This is a genomic window from Amycolatopsis endophytica, assembly GCF_013410405.1.
GTDB classification, from domain to species: Bacteria; Actinomycetota; Actinomycetes; order Mycobacteriales; family Pseudonocardiaceae; genus Amycolatopsis_E; species Amycolatopsis_E endophytica.
Map to the genome: position 1 here is coordinate 236,047 of NZ_JACCFK010000001.1, position 14,453 is coordinate 250,499.

General features: G+C 71.4%; 15 protein-coding genes. 8 read left to right on the forward strand and 7 right to left on the reverse strand.

Annotated features, from left to right (window positions below; translation table 11 throughout):
- The first annotated feature begins 32 nt into the window (after positions 1-32).
- Positions 33-806 carry an MBL fold metallo-hydrolase gene (locus HNR02_RS01150; RefSeq protein ID WP_312860866.1) on the forward strand — a complete coding sequence of 258 codons (774 nt, stop codon included), beginning with the start codon at positions 33-35 and terminating at the stop codon, positions 804-806.
- Positions 807-859: 53 nt separating this feature from the next.
- Here the strand turns inward: HNR02_RS01150 and alc are convergent, their stop codons facing one another.
- Both alc and allB read right to left on the reverse strand, forming a co-directional pair.
- Positions 860-1,864, reverse strand: coding sequence for an allantoicase (alc, locus tag HNR02_RS01155; RefSeq protein WP_218902572.1), 1,005 nt, complete (start codon positions 1,862-1,864; stop codon positions 860-862).
- The gene (gene allB, locus HNR02_RS01160) at positions 1,861-3,180 is read right to left on the reverse strand and encodes an allantoinase AllB (protein WP_218903183.1); all 1,320 of its coding nucleotides are present in this window, start codon (positions 3,178-3,180) and stop codon (positions 1,861-1,863) included. The genes alc and allB overlap by 4 nt, the downstream gene beginning before the upstream one ends.
- A 53-nt stretch (positions 3,181-3,233) precedes the next feature.
- Between allB and HNR02_RS01165 the strand changes: the two genes are divergently transcribed.
- From HNR02_RS01165 to HNR02_RS01185, 5 genes are all read left to right on the forward strand, one after another.
- Positions 3,234-3,704: a helix-turn-helix domain-containing protein gene (locus tag HNR02_RS01165; RefSeq protein WP_179771376.1), complete on the forward strand. Its 471-nt coding sequence runs from the start codon at positions 3,234-3,236 to the stop codon at positions 3,702-3,704.
- Between the two features lie 73 nt (positions 3,705-3,777).
- Positions 3,778-4,239, forward strand: coding sequence for a 2-oxo-4-hydroxy-4-carboxy-5-ureidoimidazoline decarboxylase (locus HNR02_RS01170; RefSeq protein ID WP_312860867.1), 462 nt, complete (start codon positions 3,778-3,780; stop codon positions 4,237-4,239).
- Positions 4,236-4,550 carry a hydroxyisourate hydrolase gene (gene uraH / locus HNR02_RS01175; RefSeq protein ID WP_179771378.1) on the forward strand — a complete coding sequence of 105 codons (315 nt, stop codon included), beginning with the start codon at positions 4,236-4,238 and terminating at the stop codon, positions 4,548-4,550. The genes HNR02_RS01170 and uraH overlap by 4 nt, the downstream gene beginning before the upstream one ends.
- A 2-nt stretch (positions 4,551-4,552) precedes the next feature.
- Complete coding sequence (gene pucL / locus HNR02_RS01180; RefSeq protein ID WP_179771379.1) at positions 4,553-5,428, forward strand: factor-independent urate hydroxylase; 876 nt, start codon at positions 4,553-4,555, stop codon at positions 5,426-5,428.
- A gap of 24 nt (positions 5,429-5,452) precedes the next feature.
- Positions 5,453-6,787 carry a nucleobase:cation symporter-2 family protein gene (locus HNR02_RS01185; RefSeq protein WP_179771380.1) on the forward strand — a complete coding sequence of 445 codons (1,335 nt, stop codon included), beginning with the start codon at positions 5,453-5,455 and terminating at the stop codon, positions 6,785-6,787.
- On the opposite strand, the gene HNR02_RS01190 is transcribed toward HNR02_RS01185, so the two are convergent.
- Entirely contained in the window at positions 6,735-7,583 is an 849-nt protein-coding gene (locus tag HNR02_RS01190) for an alpha/beta fold hydrolase (RefSeq protein WP_179775643.1), read from the reverse strand. The two genes, HNR02_RS01185 and HNR02_RS01190, sit on opposite strands and share 53 nt — an antisense overlap.
- A gap of 57 nt (positions 7,584-7,640) precedes the next feature.
- Here HNR02_RS01190 and HNR02_RS01195 point away from each other — a divergent pair, with 57 nt between their 5' ends.
- Complete coding sequence (locus tag HNR02_RS01195) at positions 7,641-8,228, forward strand: TetR/AcrR family transcriptional regulator (protein ID WP_179771381.1); 588 nt, start codon at positions 7,641-7,643, stop codon at positions 8,226-8,228.
- Positions 8,229-8,244: 16 nt separating this feature from the next.
- A complete protein-coding gene (locus tag HNR02_RS01200; RefSeq protein WP_179771382.1) occupies positions 8,245-9,537 on the forward strand; it encodes a WD40 repeat domain-containing protein in 1,293 nt (430 codons plus the stop codon).
- On the opposite strand, the gene pucD is transcribed toward HNR02_RS01200, so the two are convergent.
- From pucD to HNR02_RS01220, 4 genes are read right to left on the reverse strand one after another with little or no spacing between them, the layout of a single operon-like run.
- Positions 9,530-11,794 (reverse strand): xanthine dehydrogenase subunit D, encoded by a 2,265-nt coding sequence (pucD, locus tag HNR02_RS01205; protein ID WP_179771383.1) that lies wholly within the window; start codon positions 11,792-11,794, stop codon positions 9,530-9,532. The genes HNR02_RS01200 and pucD overlap by 8 nt on opposite strands.
- Positions 11,791-13,125, reverse strand: coding sequence for an 8-oxoguanine deaminase (locus HNR02_RS01210; protein WP_179771384.1), 1,335 nt, complete (start codon positions 13,123-13,125; stop codon positions 11,791-11,793). Before HNR02_RS01210 ends, pucD begins: the two co-directional genes overlap by 4 nt.
- The gene (locus HNR02_RS01215; RefSeq protein WP_179771385.1) at positions 13,122-13,577 is read right to left on the reverse strand and encodes a (2Fe-2S)-binding protein; all 456 of its coding nucleotides are present in this window, start codon (positions 13,575-13,577) and stop codon (positions 13,122-13,124) included. Before HNR02_RS01215 ends, HNR02_RS01210 begins: the two co-directional genes overlap by 4 nt.
- Positions 13,568-14,437, reverse strand: a complete 870-nt coding sequence (locus HNR02_RS01220; protein ID WP_179771386.1) for an FAD binding domain-containing protein — start codon at positions 14,435-14,437, stop codon at positions 13,568-13,570. Before HNR02_RS01220 ends, HNR02_RS01215 begins: the two co-directional genes overlap by 10 nt.
- Between the last annotated feature and the right edge of the window lie 16 nt (positions 14,438-14,453).

Genomic DNA, 14,453 nt, shown 5'->3' on the forward strand with positions numbered 1-14,453 from the left:
TGTGGCGGGAAGTTCCCGGGTGGAGGTGAGTGGTGGTGGTCATGGCAGACGGAGTGCGCGTGACATTCGTCGGCGGTCCGACGGTGCTGCTCGAAGTCGCGGGCAAGCGGTTCCTGACCGATCCGACGTTCAGCCCGGCAGGCGTGCACGAAACGACGCCAGGGCGCCCGTTGACGAAGACCGAGGGCCCCGGCCTGTCCGCGGACGAGATCGGCCCGGTCGACGCGGTGCTGCTGTCGCACGACCAGCACGCCGACAACCTGGACCCGGACGGGCAACGTTACGTCGGGGAAGCCCTGCTGACGCTGACCACACCGAGCGGCGCGCAGCGTCTGGGCGGCACGGCGCAGGGGCTGCCGCCGTGGCACCAGCTGCACATCGGGCCGGTCGCGGTCACGGCCGTGCCCGCCCAGCACGGTCCGAAGGGCGGTGAGGAGCTGGTGGGCGAGGTCATCGGTTTCGTACTGACCGGCAAGGACCTGCCCACCGTGTACATCAGCGGCGACAACGCCTCGCTCGACGTGGTGCGCGACATCTCCCGGCGGTTGCGCAAGCTGGACCTCGCGGTGCTCTTCGCCGGCGCCGCCCGCACCTCGCTCTTCGACGGCGCCCCACTGACCCTGACCAGCGAGGACGCCGCCGAAGCCGCCACCATCCTGCGGGCGCGCGCGATCGTGCCCGTGCACACCCGCGGCTGGGGCCATTTCAGCGAGGGACCGGACGAGGTGCGCAAAGCCTTCGCGGGCGCGGGCCTGAGCGACCGCCTGCACATGCTGGACCCCGGCGAATCCACGACGATCACCTGATGCGCGAGTCCCACGCTCCCGAGCGAGTCACGGCGTGATCGCGGTGGACGGGGTCAGGTGCTGTCGGTGAAGCGGCGGTGCAGTGTGGTGCGGCCGTCGTCCGTGAGGGCGCCCCACAGGCGCAGCCTGGCCATGCCGCCGTCGGGGTAGATGTCCAGGCGCAGGTCGGTCAGCTCGCGGGGTTCCGGGACCAGGAAGCGGTGGCGGGTGTCCGGTTGCAGGCGGGTGCGGGGCAGCACCTCGAACCACTCGCCGTCGCCCCGGCGGCCCGTCAGACAGGCCCAGCCCGGGGCGTTGCCCTTGAAGTGGGTGGTGTCCAGCTCGGCCAGGCGCGGGATTCCGGCGCCAGCCAGGCGCACCGTCACCCAGTCGTTGCCGTCGTCGCGGCGGCGGGCGGTTTCCCAGCCCTCGCCCATCACCGCGGCGAAACCCGGGGAGATCAGATTGCTCGGCGACGAGTAGAACATGTTCGAGCAGTCGGTGATCCGGGCGCCGTTCTCCAGTGCGGCCAGGTCGAGCGAGGCCGGATCCAGCCAGCGCGGATCGGCCACCGGGGTGCCGTGCACCCGGAAACGCGCGACCCCGCCGTCCGGGTGAATCGTCAGGCGCACATGCGTCCACCGCCGCTGGGAAGCGACCTCGAAGAAGTTCTCGGAGTCACCGTTGAGCGGCGATTTGGGCACCAGCTGGGTCCACTCCAGCGCGGCCAGCTCCTCCGGCGAGGGATAGCCGTCGACGGACAGCCCCTCCACCGACGCGAACGGTGGGTAGTTGCCCGTGAAGAAGGCCGTGTCGACCACGACCCCGGACACCACGCCCGGCAGGCCGAGGCGCACGACGGCCTGGTCACAGCCTTCCGAACGGCGTCGCCGCGTCTCCCAGCCGTCGTAGATCTGCCCCTTGTGCCCGAAGCTCCACGGCTGGAACTGCGCCGGCCCCGGCTTGATCAGGTTCTCCCGCTCGGCGAAGAGCTCGTCGTTGGCCCACACCACGCTCCCGCCGACGCGCCGCAGCGCCAGATCCGGCTCGTGGGTCCACTGCGGACGGTTCTCGCTCAACACTGACCTCGATTCAGCAACTCACCCCGCGGATCGGTTCCGCTGACTTTCCTGCCCCGCAACCACGTCTGCCGCACCACACCGGTCAACGGACTGCCGTGGTAGGCGCTCACGGCGTTGCGGTGACGCAGGTTCGCGACGTCCACGACGAACTCCTCCCCCGGCGCGAACACGCAGAAATCGGCGTCGCGCCCCACCGCGATACGGCCCTTGCGCGTCATCCCCGCCAACTCGGCCGGGCGCCGCGCCATCCAGCGCACCACGTCCTCCAGTGCGTACCCGCGCCGGGCCGCGCCTGTCCACACCGCGGGCAACCCGACCTGCAGACCGGCGATCCCGCCCCACGCCTCGCCGAAATCACCGCTGTCCAGGCGTTTCAGCTCGGGCGTGCACGGCGAGTGGTCGCTGACCACGCAGTCGATCACGCCATCGGCCAGCCCCTGCCACAACAGCTCCCGGTTGGCGGACTCGCGGATCGGCGGACAGCACTTGAACTGCGTCGCGCCGTCACGGATTTCCTCCGCGGTGAAACTCAGGTAGTGCGGGCACGTCTCGACCGTCAGCGCCACCCCCTCGGCCCGCGCCCGCGAGATCAGCGGCAGCGCATCCGACGAGGACAGGTGCAGGATGTGCGCACGCGCCCCCGTGCGCCGGGCCAGCTCGATGACCCGCGCGATCGCCCGGTTCTCCGCCTCGCGGGGTCGCGAAGCCAGGAAGCCCGCGTAGCGCGAGCCGTGCGGCCGGGGGGCGCCCTCGACCGTCGAGGCGTCCTCGGCGTGCACGATCATCAGCGCACCCAGCCCGGCGAGAATCCGCAGGTCGGCCTCCAGTTCGGCGTCGTCGAGCGGCGGGAACTCGTCGACGCCGGAGTGCAGCAGGAAGCACTTGAACCCGAACACCCCGGCCTCGTGCAGCGCGGGCAAAGCCTCGCCGTTGCCGGGGATCGCGCCGCCCCAGAACCCGACGTCGACGTGCACCCGGCCCCGCGCGGCCTTACGTTTCACCTCCAGCGCGTCCGGGTCGACGGTCGGCGGCAGGCTGTTGAGCGGCATGTCGACGAGCGTCGTCACCCCGCCCGCGGCCGCCGCACGCGTCGCGGTCCCGAAACCCTCCCATTCGCTGCGGCCGGGATCGTTGACGTGCACGTGCGTGTCGACGAGACCGGGCATCAGGACGACGTCCTCACCCAGCTCGATCACCCGATCCGCGGACAGCGACAACCCTGCTTCGACCGCGACGATCCGCCCCGCGTCGACACCCACCGAGTACGCACCGGTGCCCGCCTCCGTGATCGCGCGCCGCGCGCGGAAGGCCATCTCCACCCGGCGCCTCCTTTCGCCTGCTTCGTGTTCCCGGTTACCGTGCGGACGTGGAGCTGGAAGCCGAGTTCACCACCGAACCGTTCCGCGGCGAGGGCGAACCGCCGAGGCACGCCGTCGAAGCCCGCAAAGCCGCCGAACACGCGGGCCTGTCCGTGGACTTCGGCCCACTCGGCACCACCACCCGTGGCGACGCCGACGCCCTGCTCGACGCGCTTCCGGCGATCGCCAGGGCCGCACTGGCCGCCGGGGCCACCCGCCTGACCCTGCAGCTGTCCACGCCGGCCGCCTCCCGGGAACCGGCCGCGCAGCCGCCGACCACGCTGGGGCGGCTCATCACCGACGTCGAGCGTGAACTCGGCGCCCGCCTCGCCGACCTGGACCGGCCCGGCAAGCAGCACGCCGTGCGCCTGCTGGAGGAACGCGGCGCTTTCGCCATGCGAAAAGCCGCGCCCACCGTGGCCGAGGCGCTCGGCGTAACCCGCTTCACGGTCTACAACTATCTCAACCGCGAGCCCTGATCTCAACAAAATGTTGACGGTGCTCGAACACGAACGTAACGTCCACCCACCAGTGTCGATCGGAGTGGAACCCGTGACTGTCACCCTCGCCGACTTCAACACCACCGACGTCCGGGAGCTCCTTGTCGCCTGCCTGGATGTGCCGCGCTGGGTGGACACGGTGCTGGCCGGGCGGCCCTACCCCGATCTCGCGGCGCTGACCGCCGCCGCGCGCCTCACCCTCACCGAGGACGAGATCCGCCGCGCCATCGAAGCCCATCCCCGGATCGGCGACAGATCGGCTGCCGGCTGGTCCCGCGCCGAACAGTCCGGTGTGGACGACGACGGGGCCGCGAAGTTCCGCGCCGCGAACGTCGAGTACGAAGAGCGCTTCGGGCACGTGTTCCTGGTGTGCGCGAGCGGCCGGAGCGGCGAGGAGCTGCTGGCGAACCTGCGCGAGCGGATGACCAACGACCCGGCCACGGAACTGGCCGTCGCCGGGCGGGAACTGGTGAAGATCGCCGTGCTGCGGCTGGGCAAGGCGGTGACGGCGTGAGCCTGGTGACCACTCACGTTCTGGACACCGCCGCGGGCAAACCGGCCGCGGGCATCGCGGTGCGGCTGGAGTCCGGCGGCGTGGAGATCGCGCGGGGCCACACCGACGACGACGGCCGCATCCGTGATCTCGGCCCCGACGCGCTGGAGCCCGGCGTCTACCGGCTGGTGTTCGACACCGGCGCCTACCTCGGCCCGGACGCGTTCTTCCCGGAGGTCACGGTGTCCTTCCGCGTCGTCGACGGCGCCCGGCACCACCACGTGCCGGTGCTGCTGAGCCCGTTCTCCTACTCGACCTACCGAGGGAGCTGACCATGGCGATCACGCTGGGCCCCAACCAGTACGGCAAGGCCGAGGTCCGTCTGGTCACGGTGACCCGCACCGGCGAAACGCACCACCTCAAGGACCTCACGGTGTCGACCGCGCTGCGCGGCGATCTCGCCGCCACGCACCTGACCGGCGACAACTCCGACGTGGTCGCCACCGACACGCAGAAGAACACCGTCTACGCCTTCGCCAAGCAAAGCCCGGTCGGCGAGATCGAGGACTTCGCGCTGCGCCTGGGACGCCACTTCGTCAGCTCGTTCCGGCAGATCACCGGCGCCCGCGTCACGATCGACGAACACGGCTGGGACCGCATCCCGGTCGACGGCCACCCGCACGACCACGCCTTCTCCCGCGGCGGCGAGGAAAAACGCACGACGGTGGTGACCATCGACGGCGACCGCAGCTGGGTCGTGTCCGGCCTGCGTGACCTGGTGGTGCTCAAGTCCGCGGGCTCGGAGTTCCACGGCTTCCCACGCGACGAGTACACGACACTGGCCGAAACCGACGACCGCATCCTGGCCACCGCGGTCACCGCGCGGTGGCGGTACCAGGGCGCGGACATCGACTGGCGCACGAGTTTCGCCGAGATCCGGCGGATCCTGCTGGAGACTTTCGCGACCAAACACAGCCTGTCGCTGCAGCAGACGCTGTACGCGATGGGCGCGGCGGTCCTCGAAGAACGCACCGAAGTGGCCGAGATCCGGCTGTCGATGCCGAACAAGCACCACTTCGTGGTCGACCTCAGCCCGTTCGGGCTCACCAACGACAATGAGGTCTTCCACGCCGCCGACCGTCCCTACGGCCTCATCGAAGGCACCGTCCTCCGCGAGGAAGCCGAGGACTGCGGCTCCGCATGGCAGTAACCCCCACGCAGTTGGGAGAACCGCGTGACCACGACCGCCGCCCCAGCGTCCGAAGTTCATCCCGTCGACCGCAGACCCCCAGCACTCCAACTGATCGTCGGCGGCGTGCAGCATGTCGCCGCGATGTACGCGGGCGTCGTCGCGCCGCCGTTGATCATCGGGGCGGCGGTCGGGCTCACCGGCGGTCAGCTGAGCCTGCTGATCAGCGCCAGCCTGTTCACCGCGGGCCTGGCGACGCTGCTGCAAACCCTCGGCGTGTGGCGGTTCGGGGCGCGGCTGCCACTGGTCAACGGCGTCACGTTCGCCAATGTCGCCCCGGTGATGGCAATCGTGTCGCAGCACGGGTCCCAGAACGCGCTCGGCGTCGTCTACGGCGCGACCCTCATCGGTGCCGCCCTGATCGTCCTCGCCGCACCGTTCTTCTCGCGCCTCACCCGGTTCTTCCCGCCGCTGGTGACCGGCACGGTGATCACCCTCATCGGGATTTCGCTGCTGCCGGTGGCGATCCAGTGGATCTCGAACCAGCAGGACTCCGCGGACGGGCACGGCATCCTGCTCGCCGCGCTCACGCTGCTGGCGGTGCTCGCGTTCAACCGGTTCCTGCCCGGTTTCTGGAGCCGGATCGCGCTACTGCTCGGGCTGGTCGCCGGCACGCTCGTCGCGTGGCCGCTGGGCGAGGTCGACACGTCGACCTTCCGTGAGGCGCCCGCGTTCGGCGTCGCGAGCCCGTTCCACTTCGGCACCCCGGCCTTCGACATCGCCGCCATCATCTCCATCGCGATCGTGATGCTCGTGATCATGGCCGAGAGCACGGCGGACATGCTGGCGCTCGGCGAGGTCGTCGGGCGCCCGACCACCCAACGCACGCTCGCCGACGGTCTGCGCGCGGACGGTGTCGCCACCGCGGTGTCCACGGTCTTCGGCGGGTTCGCCTGCACCGCGTTCGCGCAGAACGTCGGGCTGGTCGCGCTGACCCGCATGTTCAGCCGGTACGTGGTAGCCGCGTGCGGAGCGGTCCTGGTGCTGCTCGGCCTGTTCCCGGTCGCCGGTGGCGTGGTCGCGCTGGTGCCGCAACCGGTGCTCGGCGGGGCCGGGCTGGTGCTGTTCGGCAGCGTCGCGGTCAGCGGCATCCGGACCCTGTCCACAGCCGCGTTCGACCGGCCGGCGAACGTGACGATCGTGGCGGCCGCGCTCGGCGTGGGCATCATCCCGATCGCCGCGCCGGAGTTCTACGCGCACTTCCCGTCGGCCGTGCAGACGGTGCTCGACTCCGGCATCAGCGCCGGCTGCGTGGTGGCCGTGGTGCTCAACCTGGTTTTCGGCTCGCGGCGGGAACGAACTCCCGCAACAGGGTCGTGAGCAGCTCCGGCTGGTCCTCGGGCACCAGCGTGTAGCTGTCGTCGACCTCGACGAGCCTGCCGTCCGGGAACAGGTCCGCCAGCCGCCGCCCGTGCTCGCGGGGCATGAGCTTGTCCTGCTTCGCCCACACCACGAGCACCGGCCCGGTGAACGCGCGGAGCTTGCCGGTCCACTCCAGCAGCGTCTGCTTCGGGGGCGTCGCGAGGCCGTACTTCAACGTGTCGCGCAGGATTTCCGGGTTCTCGCGGGCCGGGCCGAACCAGCCGTCCATCACCTCGGGCGGCACCGGTGTCCGGCTCATCCACCCCCACGAACCGGGCGCGCGCTGCACGAACCGGAACTTCAGCAGGTGCAGCATCACCCTGAACGCGCCGGGAATCCGGCCGACCCGGACGAGCATGCGCCCGGACAGCCCCGGCGGGAAGTTGTCGAACGCCTCGCACGCCACGAGGACCAGGCGCGCGACCCGATCGGCCGACCCCTCGGAGATCAGGAATTGCGCGCCGCCCCAGTCGTTGAGCACCAGGGTCACCTCGTGCAGGTCGAGCCTCTCCAGGAACTCGGCCAGCAACCGGACCTGCCCGCGCAGCGACAGGTCCGCGTCCGGTTTCATCGGTTTCTTGTGTGCGCCGAGCGGCCAGTTCGGCAGGACGCAGCGGTAGCCGCCGAGGCCGGGAACGACCTTGCGCCACACCGTGTTGTCGATGGTCAGGCCGTGCAGGAACACGATCACCGGTCCGTCGCCGCCGGTGTCGGTGTACTCGATCGGGCCCGCGGACAGTTCGATCTCGGGCATGGTCACGCCCCCAATTTGATAGATCGCTCTAGCGGCAGAGTAGCTAGGATCGGGTCCGTGGGCAACACCAAGGAACGCATCCTGGCGGCCAGCGCGGAGCTGTTCCGGCGCAACGGCTACACCGGCACCGGGCTCAAGCAGATCGTCAGCGAGGCGAGCGCGCCGTTCGGCTCGCTCTACCACTTCTTCCCCGGCGGCAAGGAACAGCTGGCCGAGGAGGTCATCCGCACCTCGGGCATGGAGTACGCGAAGCTGTTCGACCTGCTGATCGCGCCGGCGCCGGACCTGGTGACCGGTCTGGAACAGGCGTTCGCCGCGGCGGCGGTGACACTGCGGGAGACGGACTACGCGGACGCCTGCCCGATCGCGACCGTGGCGCTGGAGGTGGCCAGCACCAACGACACCCTGCGCCGCGCGACGGCCGACGTCTTCGGGGCGTGGATCTCGACCGGGACCGCGGCCTTCACCCGGTTCGGCCTGACGGAGGACGCGTCCCGCCGGTTGACGATCGCGGTGATCACGAGCCTGGAGGGGGCTTTCGTGCTGAGCCGGTCGCTGCGGGACGTCGAACCACTGGCCGTCGCGGGCGAGGCCGCCGTCGCGATGGCCCGCGAACTGGCAGCCGCTTCCGGTTCCGGACGGTGACTGGTAGGAAGCAGGCATGCGCAACCCGTTCCGCCGGCGCCGCACCTCACCGGACAGCGGCTTCGAGCTGTGCGGACACGACGCGAGCGTGCACTGCCTGACAACCGTGCCGACCGCCGACGGGGTGCTGCTGGCCAGCGGCGACGCCGAGGGCGCGGTGCTGCTGTGGGACCCCGGGACCGGCGAACAGCTCGCCGGTCCCGTCACGGCCGACAGCAGCGGGGTCCGTGGCCTCGCCGCGGTCGAGCTCGGCGACGGCGACTGGGCGCTGGCGTGTTGTGGTGCGGACGGCGTCACGCTCTGGGATCCGCGCCGGATGGGCGAGGCGGGGTACCGACCACGGTCGCTCACGGGGAACCGGACGTCGGCGCTCGCGGTCGTTCCCGCGGAGCCGCGGCTGATCGTGATCGCGGACGCCGACGCGGTGCGGGTGGTCGACCCGGCGACCGGTCGGCAGGTGTTCGCGTCGGACCATCCTCCGCAGCCGCGCGGCCCCGACGCCGATCAGGTCCACGAGCTGGCCGGAGTTCGCTTCGGCGACACGGCCGGGTTCATCGCCATGCGGTACTTCGCCACCACCGAGCTGTGGGAACAGCAGGGGCCGTCATGGCGGCAGCGGTCCGCCCCGTTCGGCGAACTCGAACGCAACGTGCTGACGACCTTCGGCTCCCAGCTCGCCGTGACGGCGCGGCGCGGGATCGAGGTGTGGGACCTGCGGACCGGCGGGCGCACCGCCCGGGGTGAGCTGAACGCGCCGTTCAAGAAGCTCGCGCCGGTGTCGCTGGGTTCGCGCCAGGTCGTCGCCGCGGCCTTCCGGGAGCACCACGACTGCGGCGTGCAACTGTGGGATCCGCTGCGGCCGGACGCGCTCACCGCTCCGGTCAACCGGCACGGGCCCGCGTTCGGCGATCCGGAGATGGGCGGCGCGACGATCAACGCGCTCGTGGGCATCGCCCTCCCGGACGGAACGGCACGGGTCGCGAGCGCGGCCAACGACGGCTGCGTGCTGATCTCACCGCCCCTCGGCGAGGACGACCTGGTCAGCGGACAGCACGCCGGAGCCGCTCCACCGAGGGGTGACGGCGGGAACTTCGCCAGGGTGCGGACATCCGGTGGCGAGATCATCGGTCTGTGGTTCGGCGACGAGGCACACGCGCGGGACCGGATGCTGCTCGAAACCGTGCTGTTCAACGAGGACCTCCTCGATTCCCTGCACACGGAACCGCGGCTGGTGCCCAACACCTACGACGACAAGGGCGGGGTGTTCGTCATGTTCGGCCGGCACCGCGCACCCGGCGAGCTCAGCTGACGATGTGCTCCGGCCGCACCGGCACGCGCGGCAGTTCCTTCCCCGTCGCCGCGCGGATCGCGGCCACGATCGCCGGTGTGGAGGAAATCGTCGGGGGCTCGCCGACGCCGCGCAGGCCGTAGGGGGCGTGGGGGTCGGCCAGTTCCAGCACGTCGACGTCCATCGGGGGCATGTCGAGCACCGTCGGGATCAGGTAGTCGGTGAACGACGGGTTCCGGATCTTCCCCTCGTGCGTCTGGATCTCCTCCATTACCGCCAGGCCGAGCCCCTGCGCCGATCCGCCGTGGATCTGGCCCAGCACGGCCTGCGGGTTCAGCGCCCGCCCCACGTCCTGGGCGCAGTCCAGCGCGACCACCTTCACCAGGCCCAGCTCGGTGTCCACGTCCACGACCGCCCGGTGCGCCGCGAAACCGTACTGCACGTGGGCGTTCCCGGCGCCGGTCTCCGGATCGAGCACGTCGGTCGGCCGGTGCCGCCACTCGACCGTCTCGTCGAGCACGTCGTCGCCGAGCACGTCCACCAGGTCGGCGAGCACACCGTCGCGGCGGGACACCAGCTTGCCGCCGGTCAGTTCCAGATCGGGCGAACCCACCCGCTCGACCAGCGCCGCCCGCACCGCCAGGCATGCCGCGCGCACCGCTCCCCCGGTCACGTACGTCTGGCGGGACGCCGAGGTCGAACCCGCGTTGCCGATCGAGGTGTCCATCGGCAGGATCGCGACCTGCTCCACACCCAGCTCGGTCCGCACGATCTGCTGCAGCACCGTCACCAGGCCCTGCCCGACCTCGCACGCCGCGGTCCGGACCGTCGCCGCCGCCTCGTCCCCGGCCACCCGCAGCTGCACGCGCGCGGTCGAGTAGTCGTCGAAGCCCTCGGAGAAGCAGATGTTCTTGATCCCGACGGCGTAACCGACCCCGCGCACCACGCCCTCGCCGTGGGTCGTGTTCGAAACGCCGCCCGGCAGCGTCCGCAGATCGCGTTCGCCGGACGGCTGCGGCGGCAGCGGTTTCGCGGCCAGCCTGTGGAGCAGCTCCGCGACCGGTGCGGCCGAGTCGACGATCTGCCCGGTCGGCATGCGCGATCCCTCGCTCATCGCGTTGCGGACCCGCACCTCCACCGGGTCCAGACCGCACGCCGCGGCGAGCTTGTCCAGTTGGGACTCATAGGCGAACGCGGCCTGCACCGCGCCGAACCCGCGCATCGCGCCGCAGGGCGGGTTGTTCGTGTACGCGCCCCAGCAGTCGACCTCGACGTTGTCGACGTCGTACGGGCCCACACCCAGCGTCGCGGCGTTCGCGACGACCGCGCCCGTCGACGACGCGTACGCACCGCCGTCGAGGTAGAGCTTCGCCTTGACGTAGACGAGTTTCCCGTCGCGGTCGGCGCCGTGCTCGTAGTACATCTTCGCCGGGTGCCGGTGCACGTGACCGTAGAACGATTCCTCGCGGTTGTAGACCATCTTCACCGGTTTGCCGGTGCGCAGCGCGAGCAGGCACGCGTGCACCTGGATGGACAGGTCCTCACGCCCGCCGAACGCGCCGCCGACCCCGCCGAGCGTGAGCCGCACCCTGTCCTCGGGGAGCCCTAGCGCGGCCACGATCTGCCGCTGGTCGACGTGCAGCCACTGCGTCGCGACGTACAGGTCGACGCCACCGTCCCCGGCCGGAACAGCGAGCCCGGACTCGGGACCGAGGAAGGCCTGATCCTGCATCCCCACTTCGTAGACGCCCGAGACCACCACCTCGGCGCCGCGCGAGTGGTCACCTCGTCGCACCGGCACATGCCGGACGACGTTGCCGTTCGGGTGGACCAACGGCCCGTCCCCGCGCACGGCTGCTTCGGCGTCGGTGACGGGTTCCAGCACCTCGTAGTCGACGCGGATGCGTTTCATCGCCCGGCGCGCGGTCTCCGGGTGATCGGCCGCCACGAGCGCGACCGGTTCGCCCTGGTATCGCACCACGTCGACGGCCAGGACGGGCTGGTCCGGGTGCTCCAGCCCGTACCGGTTCACCCCCGGCACGTCCTCGTGGGTCAGCACGGCCTCGACGCCGGGCACCCGCAGCGCCTCGGTCAGGTCGATGCCGGTGATGCGCGCGTGCGGATGCGGGCTGCGCAGCGTCACGCCCCACACCATGTCCTCGTGCCACAGGTCGGAGGAGTACGCGAACTCGCCGCGTACCTTCACGATCCCGTCCGGGCGGCGCGGGCTGGCGCCGATCCCGCCCGCCGTGGTGGTGCGCTCGACCGACGTCGTCATCGCAACCTCCTGCTCGCCGCGGCCAGATCACGCGCGATCGCCGGCTCGTCGTCGGTGCGCAACTCCCCGTCGGCGACGACCGTGCGGCCACCGGAGAGGAGCAGCCTCAGCGACGGCGTCGCGCCGAGCACGAGCGCGGCCACCGGATCCTCGATACCGGCGTACCGCAGGCCGTTCAGGTCCCACACCGCGAGGTCGGCGAGCTTGCCGCGCTCGATCGAACCCAGTTCACCGTCCCGTCCGAGGCACCGCGCGCCGCCCATCGTGCCCATCCACAACGCTTCCCGGACGGTCAGCGCGGTCGGACCGCCGCGCTGCCGCGCCTGCAGCAACGCCTGGTGCAGCTCCTCGCCGAGCCCGGCGGACTCGTTGGACGCCGCGCCGTCGACGCCCAGTCCGACCGGCGCGCCCGCGTCGAGCAGGTCCCGGACCGGGGCGATCCCGGTGCCCAGCCGCCCGTTCGACGTCGGGCAGTGCGCGGAGCCGGTGCGGGTCGCGCCCATCCGCCGGATCGCGGCCTTCTCCAGGTGCACGGTGTGGGCGAACCACACGTCCTCGCCGAGCCAGCCCAGCTGATCCGCATACTCGGCGGGGGTGCACCCGTTCTCGGCGAGGCACTGCTTCTCCTCGTCCAGCGTCTCGGCGAGGTGGGTGTGCAGCCGGACCCCCTTGCGCCGGGCCAGTTCCGCGGCCTGGCGCATCAGCTCCTCGCTCACCGTGAAGGGTGAGCACGGTCCGGCGGCGATCCGGATGCGCGCGCCGGGCGAGGCGTCGTGGTGGGCGTCGATGGCCGCTTCGGTGCCCAGCAACGCGTCCTCGGTGGTTTCCACCAGGTTGTCCGGGGGCAGGCCGCCGTCGGACTCGCCGCGGTCCATCGAGCCGCGGACGAGATGCGCTCGGATTCCGATCCGGCCTGCCGCCTCGACCAGCGCCGCGATCTGGTCGCCCGCGTCGCGTGGGAAGACGTAGTGGTGGTCGGCGACCGTCGTGCAGCCGGTCATCGCCAGGTGCGCCATGCCCGCGGTGGCGGCGGCGTGCGTGATGTCCGCGTCGAGCCGCCCCCAGACCGGGTACAGGTGGACCAGCCACTCGAACAGCGTGGCGTCGGGCGCGAGGCCGCGAGTGGCCCACTGGTAGAGGTGGTGATGGGTGTTGACCAGCCCCGGCGTGACCAGGCAACCGCTCAGGTCGACGCGCTCGCCCGGCACGATCGCCGGGCCGTTGCCGACCGCGGTGATGGTGTCGCCGTCGATCACGACGTGCCCGTTGCGGTACTCGGTGCCCTCGGCGTCGACGGTCGCGACCGCGGCGTTCTCCAGGATCAGCGTCATCGTGCCACCGCCCGCACCGCGTCGAGGATCTTCTCGTACCCGGTGCAGCGGCACAGGTTCCCGGCCAGCGCCTCGCGGATCTCCTCGTCGCTGGGTTCCGGCACCCGGGCGAGCAGATCGTGCGCGGCGACCACCAGACCGGGCGTGCAGAAGCCGCATTGCACCGCACCTGCGTCCACAAAGGACTGCTGCACCGGATCGAGCCGGTCTCCCCGCGCCAGCCCCTCCACCGTGCGAACCTCCCGGCCCTCCACCTGACCGGCCGCGACCAGGCAGGCGCACACCGGCGTGCCGTCGAGGTAGACCGTGCAGGACCCGCATTCGCCCTGCTCACAGGCGTTCTTCGATCCGGGCAGACCGAGCCGTTCCCGCAGCAGGTAGAGCAGGCTCTCGCCCTCCCACACGTCGTCGGCCTCGCGGGCCTCGCCGTTGACCGTCACGTTCACGCGCATGTCCGCTCACTTCCGAGGTAGTCCTGCCAGGCCCAGCCGAGCGTGCGGCGGGCGAGCACCGCCAGCGCGTGCTCGCGGTACTCCGCGGTGCCGCGCACGTCGTCGATCGGCGCCGCCGCGGAAGCGACGAGTTCGCCGAAACGCCGTTTCACCGAGTCCCGCAACGGCACCGGCGCGTCCCACGGCAGCTCGCCTGCCAGGAACTCTTCGGCGTCGGTCGCATGCCGTGGGGTGGGCGCCGCGGAGCCGATCGCCGCACCGGCCCGCCGGTTCTCCGGATCGAGCACGACGGCGAACGAGCAGACCGCGATGACCATCGCGTTGCGCGTGCCGACCTTCGCGAACTGCTGCGGCGCGGTGGCGACCGGCAGGTGCACCGCGACGATCAGCTCATCCGGTTCCAGGCTGTGCTTCTTGACGCCGACGTAGAACTCGCCCGCGTCGATCATCCGCGTGCCACGCACCGAGGCGGCCTCGACGCGCGCGCCGGTGGCCAACAGCACCGGATGCGTGTCCCCGGCGGGCGAAGCCGCGCCCAGGTTCCCGCCGACCGTCCCGCGGTTGCGGATCTGCGGCGACCCGACGGTCCGTGACGCCATCGCGAGCGCGGGCAGCCTGTCACCCAGCTCGGTGATCAGCCGGGTGTAGGGAACACCCGCGCCGAGCCGGATCGACGGCCCGTCGGTGGTCCACTCGCGCAGCTCCGAAATGCGCGTCAGATCGAGCAGCGCGCCCGGACGGCGGTGATCGAAGTTCAGCTCGACCATGACATCCGTGCCACCGGCCAAGGGCACGGCGTCCGGACGCCCGGCCTTCGCGGCGAGCGCCTCGGCGAGGGTCGCCGGTCGCAGGAATTCCATCCCAGCAGTAGACGCC